The 12,668-nt window shown below is 68.2% G+C and carries 12 protein-coding genes; 3 read left to right on the top strand and 9 right to left on the bottom strand.

The features are described 5' to 3' along the window. Window positions 1-116 precede the first annotated feature (116 nt). On the bottom strand, window positions 117-1,067 hold the full coding sequence (locus tag QMX85_RS15625; protein WP_282342354.1) for an aldo/keto reductase: 951 nt from the start codon (window positions 1,065-1,067) through the stop codon (window positions 117-119). A 195-nt stretch (window positions 1,068-1,262) separates the two neighbouring features. Here QMX85_RS15625 and QMX85_RS15620 point away from each other — a divergent pair, with 195 nt between their 5' ends. Next, the gene (locus QMX85_RS15620; RefSeq protein WP_282342352.1) at window positions 1,263-2,057 is read left to right on the top strand and encodes an SDR family oxidoreductase; all 795 of its coding nucleotides are present in this window, start codon (window positions 1,263-1,265) and stop codon (window positions 2,055-2,057) included. A 149-nt stretch (window positions 2,058-2,206) separates the two neighbouring features. Here QMX85_RS15620 and QMX85_RS15615 read toward each other — a convergent pair whose 3' ends face one another. The 3 genes from QMX85_RS15615 to QMX85_RS15605 all read right to left on the bottom strand — a co-directional run bounded on the left by QMX85_RS15615 (window position 2,207) and on the right by QMX85_RS15605 (window position 6,499). Beyond that, the gene (locus tag QMX85_RS15615) at window positions 2,207-4,186 is read right to left on the bottom strand and encodes a methyl-accepting chemotaxis protein (protein ID WP_282342350.1); all 1,980 of its coding nucleotides are present in this window, start codon (window positions 4,184-4,186) and stop codon (window positions 2,207-2,209) included. A gap of 197 nt (window positions 4,187-4,383) precedes the next feature. Further along, window positions 4,384-5,346 (bottom strand): D-2-hydroxyacid dehydrogenase family protein, encoded by a 963-nt coding sequence (locus QMX85_RS15610; protein ID WP_282342348.1) that lies wholly within the window; start codon window positions 5,344-5,346, stop codon window positions 4,384-4,386. A gap of 28 nt (window positions 5,347-5,374) precedes the next feature. Continuing rightward, complete coding sequence (locus tag QMX85_RS15605) at window positions 5,375-6,499, bottom strand: metallophosphoesterase (RefSeq protein ID WP_282342346.1); 1,125 nt, start codon at window positions 6,497-6,499, stop codon at window positions 5,375-5,377. A gap of 153 nt (window positions 6,500-6,652) precedes the next feature. Between QMX85_RS15605 and QMX85_RS15600 the strand changes: the two genes are divergently transcribed. Next, complete coding sequence (locus QMX85_RS15600; protein WP_282342344.1) at window positions 6,653-7,549, top strand: LysR family transcriptional regulator; 897 nt, start codon at window positions 6,653-6,655, stop codon at window positions 7,547-7,549. Between the two features lie 62 nt (window positions 7,550-7,611). On the opposite strand, the gene QMX85_RS15595 is transcribed toward QMX85_RS15600, so the two are convergent. Then, window positions 7,612-8,493 (bottom strand): LysR family transcriptional regulator, encoded by an 882-nt coding sequence (locus QMX85_RS15595; RefSeq protein WP_282342341.1) that lies wholly within the window; start codon window positions 8,491-8,493, stop codon window positions 7,612-7,614. A 115-nt stretch (window positions 8,494-8,608) separates the two neighbouring features. Here QMX85_RS15595 and QMX85_RS15590 point away from each other — a divergent pair, with 115 nt between their 5' ends. Then, on the top strand, window positions 8,609-9,019 hold the full coding sequence (locus tag QMX85_RS15590; RefSeq protein WP_282342339.1) for a DoxX family protein: 411 nt from the start codon (window positions 8,609-8,611) through the stop codon (window positions 9,017-9,019). Window positions 9,020-9,076: 57 nt separating this feature from the next. On the opposite strand, the gene QMX85_RS15585 is transcribed toward QMX85_RS15590, so the two are convergent. The 4 genes from QMX85_RS15585 to QMX85_RS15570 all read right to left on the bottom strand — a co-directional run bounded on the left by QMX85_RS15585 (window position 9,077) and on the right by QMX85_RS15570 (window position 12,343). After that, window positions 9,077-9,202 carry a hypothetical protein gene (locus QMX85_RS15585; protein ID WP_282342337.1) on the bottom strand — a complete coding sequence of 42 codons (126 nt, stop codon included), beginning with the start codon at window positions 9,200-9,202 and terminating at the stop codon, window positions 9,077-9,079. A 72-nt stretch (window positions 9,203-9,274) separates the two neighbouring features. Then, window positions 9,275-9,502, bottom strand: coding sequence for a PLD nuclease N-terminal domain-containing protein (locus QMX85_RS15580; RefSeq protein ID WP_282342335.1), 228 nt, complete (start codon window positions 9,500-9,502; stop codon window positions 9,275-9,277). Between the two features lie 75 nt (window positions 9,503-9,577). Continuing rightward, window positions 9,578-11,341, bottom strand: a complete 1,764-nt coding sequence (locus QMX85_RS15575; protein ID WP_282342333.1) for a thiamine pyrophosphate-requiring protein — start codon at window positions 11,339-11,341, stop codon at window positions 9,578-9,580. A 126-nt stretch (window positions 11,342-11,467) separates the two neighbouring features. Further along, on the bottom strand, window positions 11,468-12,343 hold the full coding sequence (locus QMX85_RS15570) for a DMT family transporter (protein ID WP_282342331.1): 876 nt from the start codon (window positions 12,341-12,343) through the stop codon (window positions 11,468-11,470). Between the last annotated feature and the right edge of the window lie 325 nt (window positions 12,344-12,668).

Here is a 12,668-nt window from a genome sequence, read left to right as displayed (position 1 = left end):
CCGCAGGCGGGCGGGATCACCGGGCAGGGCCTGCGCGCCAACGGCGGCGTGGCCTGAGGCGCGGCGCCGGATGGGCGCCGCAGACACCTCCCTGGGGCGGGCTCGCCCTCCGGCGATCAGGCGCCGGTGGCGTTCAGGATCGCCATGTCTTCCCCGTCCAGCTTCAGGCTGACCGCCTTGACCAGGCTGTCCAGCTGGCTGCGCCTGGTCGCACTGGCGATCGGTGCGGTGACTCCGGGCGTGGCGATGAGCCAGGCCAGGGCGACCTCGGCCGGCGTCGCCCGATGCTTCTCGGCGATCCCGTCCAGCGCGGAAAGAATGCGCTGGCCGCGGGCGTCGAGGTACTTCCCGATGTCTTCGCCGCGCGGGCTCTTGCCGAGGTCGGCCACGGAGCGGTACTTGCCGGAGAGGAAGCCGGAGGCGAGGCTGTAATAGGTGATGACGCCCAGGTTCTCCTCGATCGCCAGGTCGCGCAGGGCGCCCTCGTAGCCGCTGCGGTCGTAGAGGTTGTACTCCGGCTGCAGCGTGGCGTAGCGCGGCAGGTCATTCGCCGCGCTCACGTCGAGGGCCCGGCGCAACTGGCCGGCGTCGTGGTTGGAAGCGCCGATGGCGCGCACCTTGCCTTGCTCGATGAGGCGCTGGTAGACGCCGAGGGTTTCCTCCAGCGGCACCTCGGGATCGAACAGGTGCGACTGGTACAGGTCGATGGTTTCCACCTGCAGCCGCCGCAGCGAATCCTCCACCGCGCGTTCGATCCAGCGCCTGGAAAGCCCCTTGCGGTCGGCGCCCAGTTCCATGCCCACCTTGGTCAGGATCAGCACCTTGTCGCGCTTGCCCGGGTTGGCCTTGAGCCAGTTGCCGATGATGGTTTCCGACTCGCCGCCCTGGTTGCCGTCAGCCCACACCGAGTACATGTCTGCGGTATCGATGGCGTTGAGGCCGGCATCGACGAAGGCGTCGAGCAACTCGAAGCTGGTCTTTTCATCGATGGTCCAGCCGAACACGTTGCCGCCGAACACCAGGGGGGCGATTTCCAGGCCGGAATGGCCGAGAGGACGTTTGTTCATCGTTGGACTCCTTGGAAGAAAGGAAGGAACCGCGCACGGCCGGCGGGTCTCTGAACTAGGTTCGAGCCGAGGATAGCGCAAAGATTCTCTTGCCCGGCCGGAGGACGCCTCCGGCCCTTCCCGGCATTTTCCACGGTGCGGCACCGGGCATGTTCTGCCGCCGCGGCTTCGCGCCCAGCCACGAGGAGAAGCAGCATGCACATCGATCTTTCGGGCAAACAGGCGGTGGTCAGCGGGTCCACCGGGGGCATCGGGCGGGCCATCGTCGAGGGCCTCGCCGCCGCCGGCGCCCGCGTGGTGGTCAACGGCCGCCATGCGGACAAGGTGGAACAGGCGATCGCCAGGGTCCGCGAGAAACACCCGCAGGCCGACCTGCTCGGTTTCGTCGGCGACCTCGGCAGCGCCGAGGGCTGCGCGGCCCTGCTGGAGAAGCATCCGCACTGCGACATCCTGGTGAACAACCTGGGCGTCTACGGCCCGCAGGACTTCTTCGAGATTCCCGATGCCGAATGGACGCGCTTCTTCGAGACCAATGTGATGTCCGGCGTGCGCCTGGCCCGCGGCTACGTTCCGGGCATGGCCGAGCGCGGCTGGGGACGGGTGGTGTTCCTGTCCTCGGAATCGGCGCAGAACATCCCAGCGGACATGATCCACTACGGCTTCAGCAAGACCGCCCTGCTGTCGATTTCCCGCGGGCTGGCCAAGCGCATGGCCGGTAGCGGGGTGACGGTGAACGCGGTGCTGCCGGGGCCGACGCTGTCCGAGGGGGTTGGCGAGATGCTCGCCGAGCAGGTCGAGGAGACCGGCAAGTCGCTGGAGGAAGTCGGTGCCGAGTTCGTCCGCACCCAGCGGCCGTCGTCGATCATCCAGCGCCTGGCGACGGTGGAGGAAGTCGCCAACCTGGTCGTCTACACCTGCTCCACCCAGGCCTCGGCTACCAGCGGCGCGGCCCTGCGCGTGGATGGCGGCGTGATCGACGCGCTGGTCTGAGGCAGGTTGCCGAAGGGCGGGCGACCGCAGCCACCAGCGGCGCTGGCCGTGGCTAACGTAGGGTGCGCCGCGCGCACCGATGGGATTACCCAGAACGCCAAGCCCCGCCGGTGCGCATGGCGCCCTACGAGAACCTTCGCTGACACATTTCAGCCGTGGAAGCGGCCGATTTCGTGGCGCAGCTCGTCGGCCAGGCGGTTCAGTTCCTGCGCGGTTTCCGCCAGGTGGGCGACCACTTCGCGCTGTTCGCTGTTGGCCTGGGCGATGCCCTGCAGGTTGGAGCTCAGCACCGTGGCGGTGCTGCTCTGCTCCTGGGTGGCGGTGGTGATGGCGGCGAACTGCTCGCCCGCCGCCTCGCTCTGCCCGGCGATCTGCGACAGCGCGGCGCCCACCTTGGCGTTGAGTTCCAGGCCGCCCTGCATCAACTGGCGACCGTGTTCCATGGTGCTGATGGCGCTGCTGGTCTCGCTCTGGATGCTGCCGATCATCCCGGAGATCTGCTCGGTGGCCTTGCGGGTTCGCGCGGCGAGGTTGCGCACCTCGTCGGCGACCACGGCGAAACCGCGGCCGGCCTCGCCGGCGCGCGCGGCCTCGATGGCGGCGTTGAGCGCCAGCAGGTTGGTCTGCTCGGCGATCGAGGTGATCACCCCGACGATGCCGCCGATTTCCTGCGAGCGCTGACCGAGCGTGTCGATCACCGTCGCCGTGCCGTTCAGCGCGCTGGCGATCTGTTCCAGCGACCGCGAGGCCTCGTCCATGCTGCGCAGGCCGATGCGCGTCTGCTGCGCGTTGTCGCTGGCCATGCGTTCGGTCTCGCGCATGTTGTCGGCGATGTTCAGCGAGGTCGCGCTGAACTCTTCCACCGCGCCGGCCATGCTGGCGATCTCGCCGGACTGCTGCTCCATGCCCTCGTAGGCGCCGCTGGACAGCCCGGACAGCGCGTGGGCGCGGCTGCTCACCTGCAGCGAGGCGCTGCGGATGTGCTCGACCATGTCCGCGAGCGCGCTGCCCATGTGGTTGAAGCTGCTCGCCAGTTCGCCGATCTCGTCGTGGCTGCTGACCGTCATCCGCGCGCTGAGGTCGCCGCCGCCGAGGGCGCGGGCCTGCCGGACCAGCTCGCCGAGCGGACGCAGCTTGCGCCGCAGCAGGCCGATCACCAGCGCCGCGGCGATCAGCATCGCCAGCAGGCTGCCGAAGGCCAGCTGGCTGCCGACGTGCCAGGTCACTTCGCGGATTTCCTTCTTCGGCAGGCTGGCGATGACCTGCCAGGGCCCTTCGCTGAAGGGCGCGGCGACGGCGTAGAAGTCCTCGCGGCCGTCGTTGAAGAACTGCCCGCGGCCCGGCTCGCGGGCCAGTTCGGCGGCGCGCGGTGCCAGTGCGGCGGGGTCGTTGGCGCCGGCCGGCGGCACCAGCCATTTGCCCTGTTCGTCGAGCAGCGCCAGCGAGCCGGTCTGGCCGATGCGAAAGCGCGCCAGGTTGGCGAACTGCGCGTTCTGCGCGTCGGTGTAGTCGAAGCCGACGAAGAGCACCGCGATGACCTGGCCACTGGCGTCGCGCACCGGGGTGTACTGGGTCATGTAGAGCCGCTCGAACAGAGACGCGCGGCCGACGTAGCCCTGCCCGGCGAGCAGGCGCTGGTAGGCCGGGTGGGCGTGGTCGAGCGCCGTGCCGATGGCGCGGCTGCCGTCCTGCTTACTCAGCGAGGTGGTGACACGGACGAACTCCGCCCCGTCGCGGACGAACACCGTGGCGGCGCCGGCGGTGAGCTGGCGAAACTCGTCCACCAGGGCGAAGTCGTTGTTCAGCACCTGACCGTTCAGATAGAGCGTCGGCGGGGTCAGCGAGCCGACCGCGACCCGCTCGTCCGCGCGCAGGCTCAAGCCGCTGGCGAAGCGCTTCTCGAACAGGCTGGCGAGGCGCTGTGTGCTCTCGCGCAGGCTGCCGTGGAAGGTCGCCAGTTGATCGGCGAGCAGGCGCGCCTCGCTGGCCAGGTGTTGCTCACGGGTGGCGAAGTTGGCGCTATCCAGCGAACGCAGGGCGAACAGCGTGCTGGCACCGATCATCACCACGAGAATGAGGGCCAATGCCACGGCGAGCTGCCAGGCTATGCGGGACTTGGGTTGCGACATGTGATCTCTCGCTGCGAATGACGGGCGCCGGGGGGGGGGCCAGGTACCCCGTTATTCGGCGGGTGGCGAGCTTACTTGAGTCCACCACTGCGGTATAGCGACGCACAGGAACCCGGCAAGAAGAGCTCGCAACGCCGGCCCGCCGGGCTACGGCCGCGACGGAGGAGCCCGCCCTGCGATCCCCGGCAACACGTCGATCAGCCGATCACCCGAATTGGCGCGCCCGCGGCCCAGGCCTGGATGTCTTCGATCATCTGGCCGTAGAACACCCGGTAGTTGGCCTCGCTGACGTAGCCGACGTGCGGCGTGGCGAGCACGTTGTCGAGGTGGCGGAACGGATGATCGGCGGGCAGCGGCTCCTCGTCGAAGACATCCAGCGCGGCGCCGGCCAGACGTTTTTCCTGCAGCGCGGCGATCAACGCCGCTTCGTCGACGATCGGCCCGCGGGCGGTGTTCACCAGGTACGCCGTGGGCTTCATCCAGCCCAGCGCCTGCGCGTCGACCAGGCCCCTGCTGCGCGGGCCGAGCACCAGGTGCACGGTGAGCACGTCGGCCTGCTCGAACAGGGTGCGCTTGTCGACATACTCGACGCCCAGCGCCGCCGCACGTTCGGCGGTGAGGTTCTCGCTCCAGGCGATGACGCGCATGCCGAACGCCTGGCCGTAGCCGGCGATGCGCTGGCCGATGGCGCCCAGGCCGAGGATGCCGAGGGTCTTGCCGTACAGGTCGCGGCCCAGCCCGACCTGCCAGCCGCCGTTGCGCAACGAGGCAGCCTCGGCCAGCAGGTTGCGTCCCAGCGCCATGATCAGCGCCCAGGTCAGTTCCGGCGCCGCCTGCTTGTAGCTGTCGGTGCCGCAGACCTGGATGCCGCGGCGCGTGGCGCTGGCAAGGTCGATGGCGGCATTGCGCATCGCCCCGGTGACCAGCAGCCTGAGGCGCGGCAGGCCGGCCAGCAGGGCGTCGTCGAAGCGGGTGCGTTCGCGCATCACGCAGATCACCTCGAACGGGGCGAGCCGCTCGATCAGCGTGGCGGTATCCGCCGGATAGTCGTGCAGAAAGCTCACCTCGCCGATGCCCTCGAGCACCGACCAGTCCACCACGTCGCGGGCCACGTCCTGCCAGTCGTCGATCACCGCGATGCGCACCTTTGCCGAACTCATTGCTCACCTCTCGCTCAGGGAAAAGGAATTACTGGCCGCCGGCGGCCGTCAGGCTGATCCGGGTGATCTCCGACGGCGCGCCGAAACGCAGCGGCGGCCCCCAGTATCCCGTGCCCCGGCTGATATAGACCTGCAGCGTGCCGAGCCGGTGCAGGCCGGCGACCCACGGCTGCTGCAGCCGAACGAAGTGCATCCACGGCCAGAACTGGCCGCCGTGGGTATGCCCGGAGAGCTGCAGGTCGAAGCCGGCATCCAGCGCCGCCGGCGCCGAGCGCGGCTGGTGCGCCAGCAGCAGGCGGACGACACCCTCGGGCGCGCCCTCCAGCGCGGCGAGCGGATCGCTGCGGTGGCTCGGTTCGTACATGCCCGCCGAATAGTCGGCGATGCCGGCGAGCAGCAGTTCGGCATCGTTCTGGCGGATCAGCACATGCTCGTTGAGCAGCACCGTCAGGCCCAGGCGGCGCAGTTCGGCGATCCAGGCCGGCGCGCCGGCGTAGTACTCGTGATTGCCGGTGACGACGAACGTACCGTGCCGCGCGCGCAGCTCGGCCAGCGGCGCGATGTGTTCGCGCAGCTGCGCCACGCTGCCGTCGACCAGGTCGCCGGTGATGGCGATCAGGTCCGCCTGCAAGCCGTTGGCGCGCTTCACCATCGCCTCGATGTAGCCACGGCGAATGGTCGGGCCGACGTGGATGTCGCTGAGCTGGACGATGGAGAAACCCACCAGCCCGGCGGGCAGGTTGGGCACCGCGATACTGACTTCGCGCACCGCCGCTGTGCGCCGCGCGTTGAACAGGCCGATCAGCGTGACCAGCGCCACGCCGAGCAGCACCGCCTCGGCGGAGTGCTCGGCGAAGCCGGCCGGGTCGTGGCCGATCAGCACCAGCACCGCCACCACCAGCGCGCGCAGCAGCGAGAACACCGCCAGGCTGGAGAAGATGCCCATCAGCATCAGCCCGCTCCAGCCGAGCCAGCGCCAGCGCAGCCCGGAGGCGCGAAAGCCCAGCGGCAGCAACGCACAGGACGCCGCCAGCAAGCCCCAGGCGAGAAGGCGGCCCGGCAGTTCCAGCGGCAGGTAGGGGATCAGCGAGGCGCCAACCAGCAGGTGCAGCACGAACAGGATGGAGAACATGGTCAGACGCGAACGCAGCATGGGCGCGAATACCTCGACGCAGACGGAATGGGCCATAGAGTCGCACGTCGCGAGCCGCGGCGGCAGCGCAAATCGCCGCCGCGCGCGCCCGGTTAGGCGGCGAGCGCCGAAGGATGCCACCATGTGCGCCTCCATCGCCGGCCCGGGCCCGCCATGAAAGTCCATTCCGAAGAACTGCAGCACTTCGTCGCCGTTGTCGAAAGCGGCTCCCTCAGCGCCGCCGCCCAGCTTCTCGGCCTGACGCCCTCGGCCCTCAGCCGCTCGCTGTCGCGCCTCGAGCAGAAGCTCTCCACCACCCTGCTCAACCGCACCACGCGGCGTATGGAGCTGACCGAGGAAGGTCGCTTCTACCTGGAAAACGCCAAGGCCATCCTGCAGCAGATGGAAGCGCTGGAAGAACGCCTGACGCTACGCCGGCAGACGCCCTCGGGCCGCCTGCGCATCGACGCCGCCTCGCCGTTCATGCTGCACGCGGTGGTCCCGCACATCGGCGAGTTCCGTCGCCTGTACCCGGACATCCAGCTGGAATTGAGCAGCAACGACCTCAACATCGACCTGATCGAGCAGCGCACCGACGTGGCCATCCGCATCGGCACGCTGAGCGACTCGACCCTGCACGCCCGCCCGCTCGGTGCCGCGCCGCTGAACCTGGTGGCGAGCCCCGACTACCTCGCCCGCCATCCAGCTCCCACCCGCGTCGACGCGCTGCGCGAGCATTCGCTGATCGGCTTCACCCAGCCGGAAAGCCTCAACCTCTGGCCGCTGCTTCACGACGGCGGCAACCAGTGGCCGATCACCCCGGACATCGCCGCCTCCAGCGGCGAGACCCTGCGCCACCTGGCCCTCGCCGGCCAGGGCATCGCCTGCCTGGCCAGCTTCATGAGCGACGCCGACATCGCCGCCGGGCGCCTGATCCGCCTGCTCCCCGAGCACATGAGCGACTACCGCCAGCCGATCCACGCGGTGTACTACCGCAACTCGCAACTGGCGCTGCGCATCCAGTGCTTCCTGGATTTCATTCAGGAGCGCCTGCAACCGGCGCGACCCTGACGGTGGAAGATTCGTCGGCCGCGCTGACGCGCCACCGACCTTCTGAAGCGCATCGCCCTCGGCTACGCGGCGAACGCATCCCTCAGGTAATCGACGAACGCCTTCACCACCAGCGACGACTGCCGGTGCTGCGGGTAGACCGCGTAGACCTTGCTCTGCGGCGGGCCGAAGCGTTGCAGCAGCGGCACCAGCCGGCCGTCGGCGAGGGCTTCGCCGATGATGAAGGTCGGCAGGCAGGCGATGCCCAGGCCGGCGATGGCGGCGTCGCGGATCAGCTCGCCGTTGTTCACCCGCAGACGGCCGCTCAACGGAAAGCCCTGCGCCTTGCCGGCGATCTGGTAACTCCATTCGACGTTCTTGCCGTGCCCGTAGAGCAGGCATTCGTGGTCGCGCAGGTCGGCGGGGGTCTGAGGCGCGCCGCGCTCGGCGAGGTAGCCCGGGCTGCAGCAGGTGACGATTTCCAGCGGCGCGATCTGCCGGGCGATCAGCGAGGAGTCCGCCAGTACGCCGATGCGCACCGCCATGTCGTAGCCCTCGCCGAGCAGGTCGACGGCGCGGTCGTTCAGGTCCATCTCGATGCTGACCTGCGGGTATCGACGCAGGAACTCGGGGATCAGCGTGCTCAGGTGCAGGGTGCCGAAGGACATCGGCGCGCTCAGGCGCAACGAACCGCGCGGCGCGGTGCTCTGCTGGGCGATGGCCTGCTCGACGTCGTCGACGTCGCTGAGAATGCGCTTGGCCCGCTCGTAATAGGCGTGGCCGAGGGTGGTGACGTCCAGCTTGCGGGTGGAGCGGTTCAGCAGACGCACGCCCAGGCGCTCCTCCAGCGCCGCCACCCGCCGGCTTACGAACTGCTTGGACAGGCCGAGGGCGTCGGCTGCCGCGGTGAAGCTGCGATTGTCGAGCACGCCGACGAAAATGCGCATGTCTTCGAGCTGGCTCATTGTCCCCTCCAGGTGGACGATTTTGCGCAGTTCAGGTGATTTTTGCGCAGTCGGCGACACAGTAACCTATCTCCAAGGTGCTGAACACGGCGCCACTTACTCAGGAGCACTCACCATGAACACCTCGTCCCAAGCCATTTCCTCCCTCGTCGGTCGCCTTCTGCTCAGCGGCCTGTTCCTCTTCAGCGGCGTCGGCAAACTCGCCGCGCCCGCCGCGACCAAGAGCTACATCGTCGCCGCCGGCCTGCCGCTGCCCGACCTCGCCTACCTCGGCGCATTGCTGGTGGAAATCGGTTTCGCCCTGGCCCTGCTGATCGGCCTGCGCACCCGTCTGGTGGCCCTGGCGATGGCACTGTTCAGCGTGGCGACCGCGCTGGTCTTCCACAGCCAGCTCGCCGACCAGAACCAGCTGATCCATTTCCTGAAGAACTTCGCCATCGCCGGCGGGTTGCTGCAGGTGGCCGCCTTCGGTGCCGGCGCCTTCAGCCTGGATGCCCGGCTGCAGAAGCGCCCTGCCCTGGCCTGATCCGACGCGCACAAAAAAGCCGGCTGATGCCGGCTTTTTCGTGTACGTAGTTGCGGATCACTCCGCCCCCGCCGGGATCGGGTCGCGCTTGAGTCGTTCCAAACGCTCCTGTTCCTCCGGCGTGCTATGCGCCGGGATGCCTTCGGCCGGGTTGTTTTCGTCACGTTCTTGGTCGTCGTTCATGGTGCCTCCAAAGGTTTCAGGGATGCAGACAGGTCGATCGAGGCGGCAGGCCGGGATTGGGGGCAATCCTGATCAACCCTTGCTGTGCTCCGGTGAGCTGGGGGCTTCGGTGACGCCGCGCGGTCCGGCCACGCCCCAGGCGATCAGGCCCAGCACCGGGAAGACGGCGATCGCCAGCGTCCAGAGAAACTTCGCGCCGGTACTGGAGGGGCTCTTGAACACGCTGACGATGGCCCACAGGTCGAGCGCGATGACCACCACCGCGGCGAGGATGAAGACGATCATATTGGCTTCGATCATGGTTAAGGTCCTCGAACAGGTCTCCTGATTGGGGCCGCGCCCCGTCGCCATCGGTTCCGGCGCGGCGCCGAGCGGTCATTTCAGGATCTGCCTGGCGCTCTGCTTGATCATCGCCCAGCGATCCGGATCGCTGCGCAGTGCGCCGAGGAAGTGCCTAGCCTGCTCGAATTCGATGTGCGGCGGCAACGGCGGCACATTGGGATCGGCGACGAACTCGATGAGCACCGGCCGGTCGGCGGCGAAGGCCTCGCGCCAGGCATCGGCGACGGCCTCCGGGGAGTCCACGCGAATCCCCCTGAAACCGAGCATCTCGGCATAGCGCGCGTAGGGGAAGTCGATCACGTCCTGCGCCGGGGCGAACTTCGGATCGCCGCCGATGGCGCGCTGTTCCCAGGTCACCTGGTTGAGGTCACCGTTGTTCAGCACCAGCACGATGAAGGTCGGGTTGCTCCAGCGCTTCCAGTACTGCTGCACGGTGACCAACTCGGCGTTGCCGTTCATCTGCATCGCGCCGTCGCCGACCATGGCGATCACCGGACGTTGCGGGTGCGCCATCTTCGCCGCGATGGCGTAGGGCACGCCGCTGCCCATGCTGGCCAGCTTGCCGGACAGCGAGCCCATCATGTTGCCGCGCAGGCGCACGTCGCGGGCGTACCAGTTGGTGTGCGAGCCGCTGTCGCCACAGAGGATGGCGTCGTCCGGCAACTGCGCGGACATCTCCCAGAACACCCGCTGCGGGTTCAGCGGATCGGAATCCTGCATCGCCTTGTCCTCCAGCTCCGCCCAGGATTCGGCGACGCTGCGCTCGACGCTCTTGCGCCACGCGCCGTGGGCCTTGGGCTGTAGAAGCGGCAGCAGGCGCGCCAGGGTTTCCGCCGAGTCGCCGAGCAGCGCCTGCTCGATCGGGTAGCGCATGCTGATGTTGCGCGCGTGCAGGTCGATCTGCACCGCGCGCGCCTGGCCTTCCCTGGGCAGGAACTCGGCGTAGGGGAAGGTCGAGCCGACGATCAGCAGGGTGTCGCACTCCTTCATCAACTGGTAGCTGGCGCGGGTGCCGAGCAGGCCGATGGATCCGGTGACCCAGGGCAGGTCGTCGGGCAGCGCCGCCTTGCCCAGCAGCGCCTTGGCGACCCCGGCGGACAACGCCTGGGCGACCGCGATCAGTTCGTCGCGCGCACCCAGCGCACCGGCCCCGGCGAGGATCGCGACCTTCTCCCCGGCGTTGAGAATGTCCGCCGCCGCCTGCAGGTCGGCGTCGCGCGCATAGGGCCGCGGCTCGATGAAGCCGACGCCGGAGAGCACGTTGGCATGCTTGTGCGGCGGCGACTCCACCGCCGGCATCTGTTGCACGTCGTTGGGGATGATCACCGTGGCGACGGACTTCTCGGCCATCGCCACGCGCAATGCGCGGTCCAGCACATGGCGCAGCTGCGCCGGAGTGACCACGGTCTCGACGTAGGCGGACACGTCCTTGAACAGGGTGTGCAGGTCGGTTTCCTGCTGGTAGTCGCTGCCCAGCGAGGTGGACGCCTGCTGGCCGACGATGGCGAGCACCGGCATGTGATCGAGCTTGGCGTCGTACAACCCGTTGAGCAAATGGATGGCGCCGGGCCCGGAGGTGGCGAGGCAGACACCCACCTGGCCGGTGAACTTGGCGTGGGCGCCGGCCATGAAGGCGGACATTTCCTCGTGGCGCACGCGCACGTAGTCGAAGTCCTCGGCGTGCCGGCCCATGGCGCCCATGATGCCGTTGATGCCGTCTCCGGGGTAACCGAAGATCCGCTCGATGCCCCATTCGCCCAGGCGTTCCAGCAGGTGATCGCCGACCGTCTTGCTCATGATGCCTCCTCGACAGGATGGAACCGCCGCGCCGGGGAAGGCGCGGACGAAAAAAAAGCTCCTGTCAGGAGTGACTGGCGGGGCGCGCCATTAGTTGCAGCGGATGCCGCGAGTGGAAGGCGCCGCTCAGCGGCGGTGGCGCCAGGCGGCGGCCAGCCCGCTGAGACAGATCACCAGGATACCGAGCATCGCCCCGGTATCCGGGGTGTGGCCGAAGAACAGCATGCCGATCAACCCGGCGAAAACGATCTGCAGGTAGCTGAACGGCGCCAGCATCGCCGGCGCGGCGTGGCGAAACGCCTGCGTCATCAGCAGGTGGCCGCCCATCCCGCAGGCGCCGAGCGCGATCATCAGCAGCGCGTGGCCAAGCTGCGGCGTCTGCCAGAAGAACGGCAGCGCCGCGCTCATCAGCAGGCTGTTGAGCAGGCCGGTGAGGAAGTTGCTGGTGGTCGGACTGTCGGTTTCCGAGAGGCGCCGGGTGATCAGCTGATAGAAGCCGAAGCAGAACGCCGAGCCCAGCGGCAGCAGCACCGCGGGCGTGAACAGCGCGCCGCCGGGGCGGATGATGATCAGCACGCCGACGAAGCCGCAGATCACCGCCGCCCATTGCCCGCGGCTGACCTGTTCCTTGAGCAGCGGCACCGACAGCGCGGTGACCAGCAACGGCGCGAGGAAGTTGACCGCCGTCGCTTCGGCCAGCGGCAGGTAGTGCAGCCCGGCGGTGAACAGCAGCGAGCAGCCGATCAGGCACAGCGCCCGCGCCGCCTGTAGCCCCGGCCGCTTGGTGCGGATCACCAGCAACCCGCTGCGCGGCACGAACACCACCAGCATCAGCAGCGTGTGCACCACGTATCGCGCCCAGACCACCATGACGATCGGGTAGAAACCGGCCAGGTATTTGGAAACGGCGTCGTGGCTGGAGAACAGCATCACCGCGAAGCAGATCAGCAGGATGCCGCGAACCGGTTGGTTCATGCCGGGGAACGTGGTGGTGGAACTCATCGGAAAGACCAGACGGTTGATGCGCAGCGATGGGCGCGAGGTCGCGTAAGGGGTGTGACGAAACTATAGAGCAGCCCGACACCTACGTTCGTCGTGCCGAAATGAACCGTTGCGGTGCCTTTGCAACGCCGCCTGCACGCTGCGGCGCCCCAAGGCTGCCGTCTCGGCCGGACGGCCGCCCCAAATTAAAGCAGAACTTGTCCTCACGGTCAGAAAACCGCGCACCTACTGATTTCCTCGGCTGCCGGGAGGGTATCGCAGGAATACTGGCTATCTGCTGTTTATCCTTGGAAAATAGGGACTTAAAAATAGAACAGGCTGTTCC

The sequence above is a fragment of the Pseudomonas sp. PS02288 genome, from assembly GCF_029959715.1.
GTDB classification, from domain to species: Bacteria; Pseudomonadota; Gammaproteobacteria; order Pseudomonadales; family Pseudomonadaceae; genus Pseudomonas_O; species Pseudomonas_O kuykendallii.
Note: the sequence above shows the minus strand (reverse complement) of the source record. Positions and strands in the feature narration are given on the sequence as shown.

Bases quoted from the DNA above. Each gene is read 5' to 3' on its own strand.
- QMX85_RS15570 (WP_282342331.1), bottom strand. From the start codon at position 12,343: ATGAGTTCCACCACCACGTTCCCCGGCATGAACCAACCGGTTCGCGGC.
- QMX85_RS15580 (WP_282342335.1), bottom strand. From the start codon at position 9,502: ATGATCGAAGCCAATATGATCGTCTTCATCCTCGCCGCGGTGGTGGTC.
- QMX85_RS15585 (WP_282342337.1), bottom strand. From the start codon at position 9,202: ATGAACGACGACCAAGAACGTGACGAAAACAACCCGGCCGAAGGCATC.
- QMX85_RS15590 (WP_282342339.1), top strand. From the start codon at position 8,609: ATGAACACCTCGTCCCAAGCCATTTCCTCCCTCGTCGGTCGCCTTCTG.
- QMX85_RS15605 (WP_282342346.1), bottom strand. From the start codon at position 6,499: ATGCTGCGTTCGCGTCTGACCATGTTCTCCATCCTGTTCGTGCTGCAC.
- QMX85_RS15615 (WP_282342350.1), bottom strand. From the start codon at position 4,186: ATGTCGCAACCCAAGTCCCGCATAGCCTGGCAGCTCGCCGTGGCATTG.
- QMX85_RS15595 (WP_282342341.1), bottom strand. From the start codon at position 8,493: ATGAGCCAGCTCGAAGACATGCGCATTTTCGTCGGCGTGCTCGACAAT.
- QMX85_RS15625 (WP_282342354.1), bottom strand. From the start codon at position 1,067: ATGAACAAACGTCCTCTCGGCCATTCCGGCCTGGAAATCGCCCCCCTG.
- QMX85_RS15620 (WP_282342352.1), top strand. From the start codon at position 1,263: ATGCACATCGATCTTTCGGGCAAACAGGCGGTGGTCAGCGGGTCCACC.
- QMX85_RS15610 (WP_282342348.1), bottom strand. From the start codon at position 5,346: ATGAGTTCGGCAAAGGTGCGCATCGCGGTGATCGACGACTGGCAGGAC.
- QMX85_RS15600 (WP_282342344.1), top strand. From the start codon at position 6,653: ATGAAAGTCCATTCCGAAGAACTGCAGCACTTCGTCGCCGTTGTCGAA.
- QMX85_RS15575 (WP_282342333.1), bottom strand. From the start codon at position 11,341: ATGAGCAAGACGGTCGGCGATCACCTGCTGGAACGCCTGGGCGAATGG.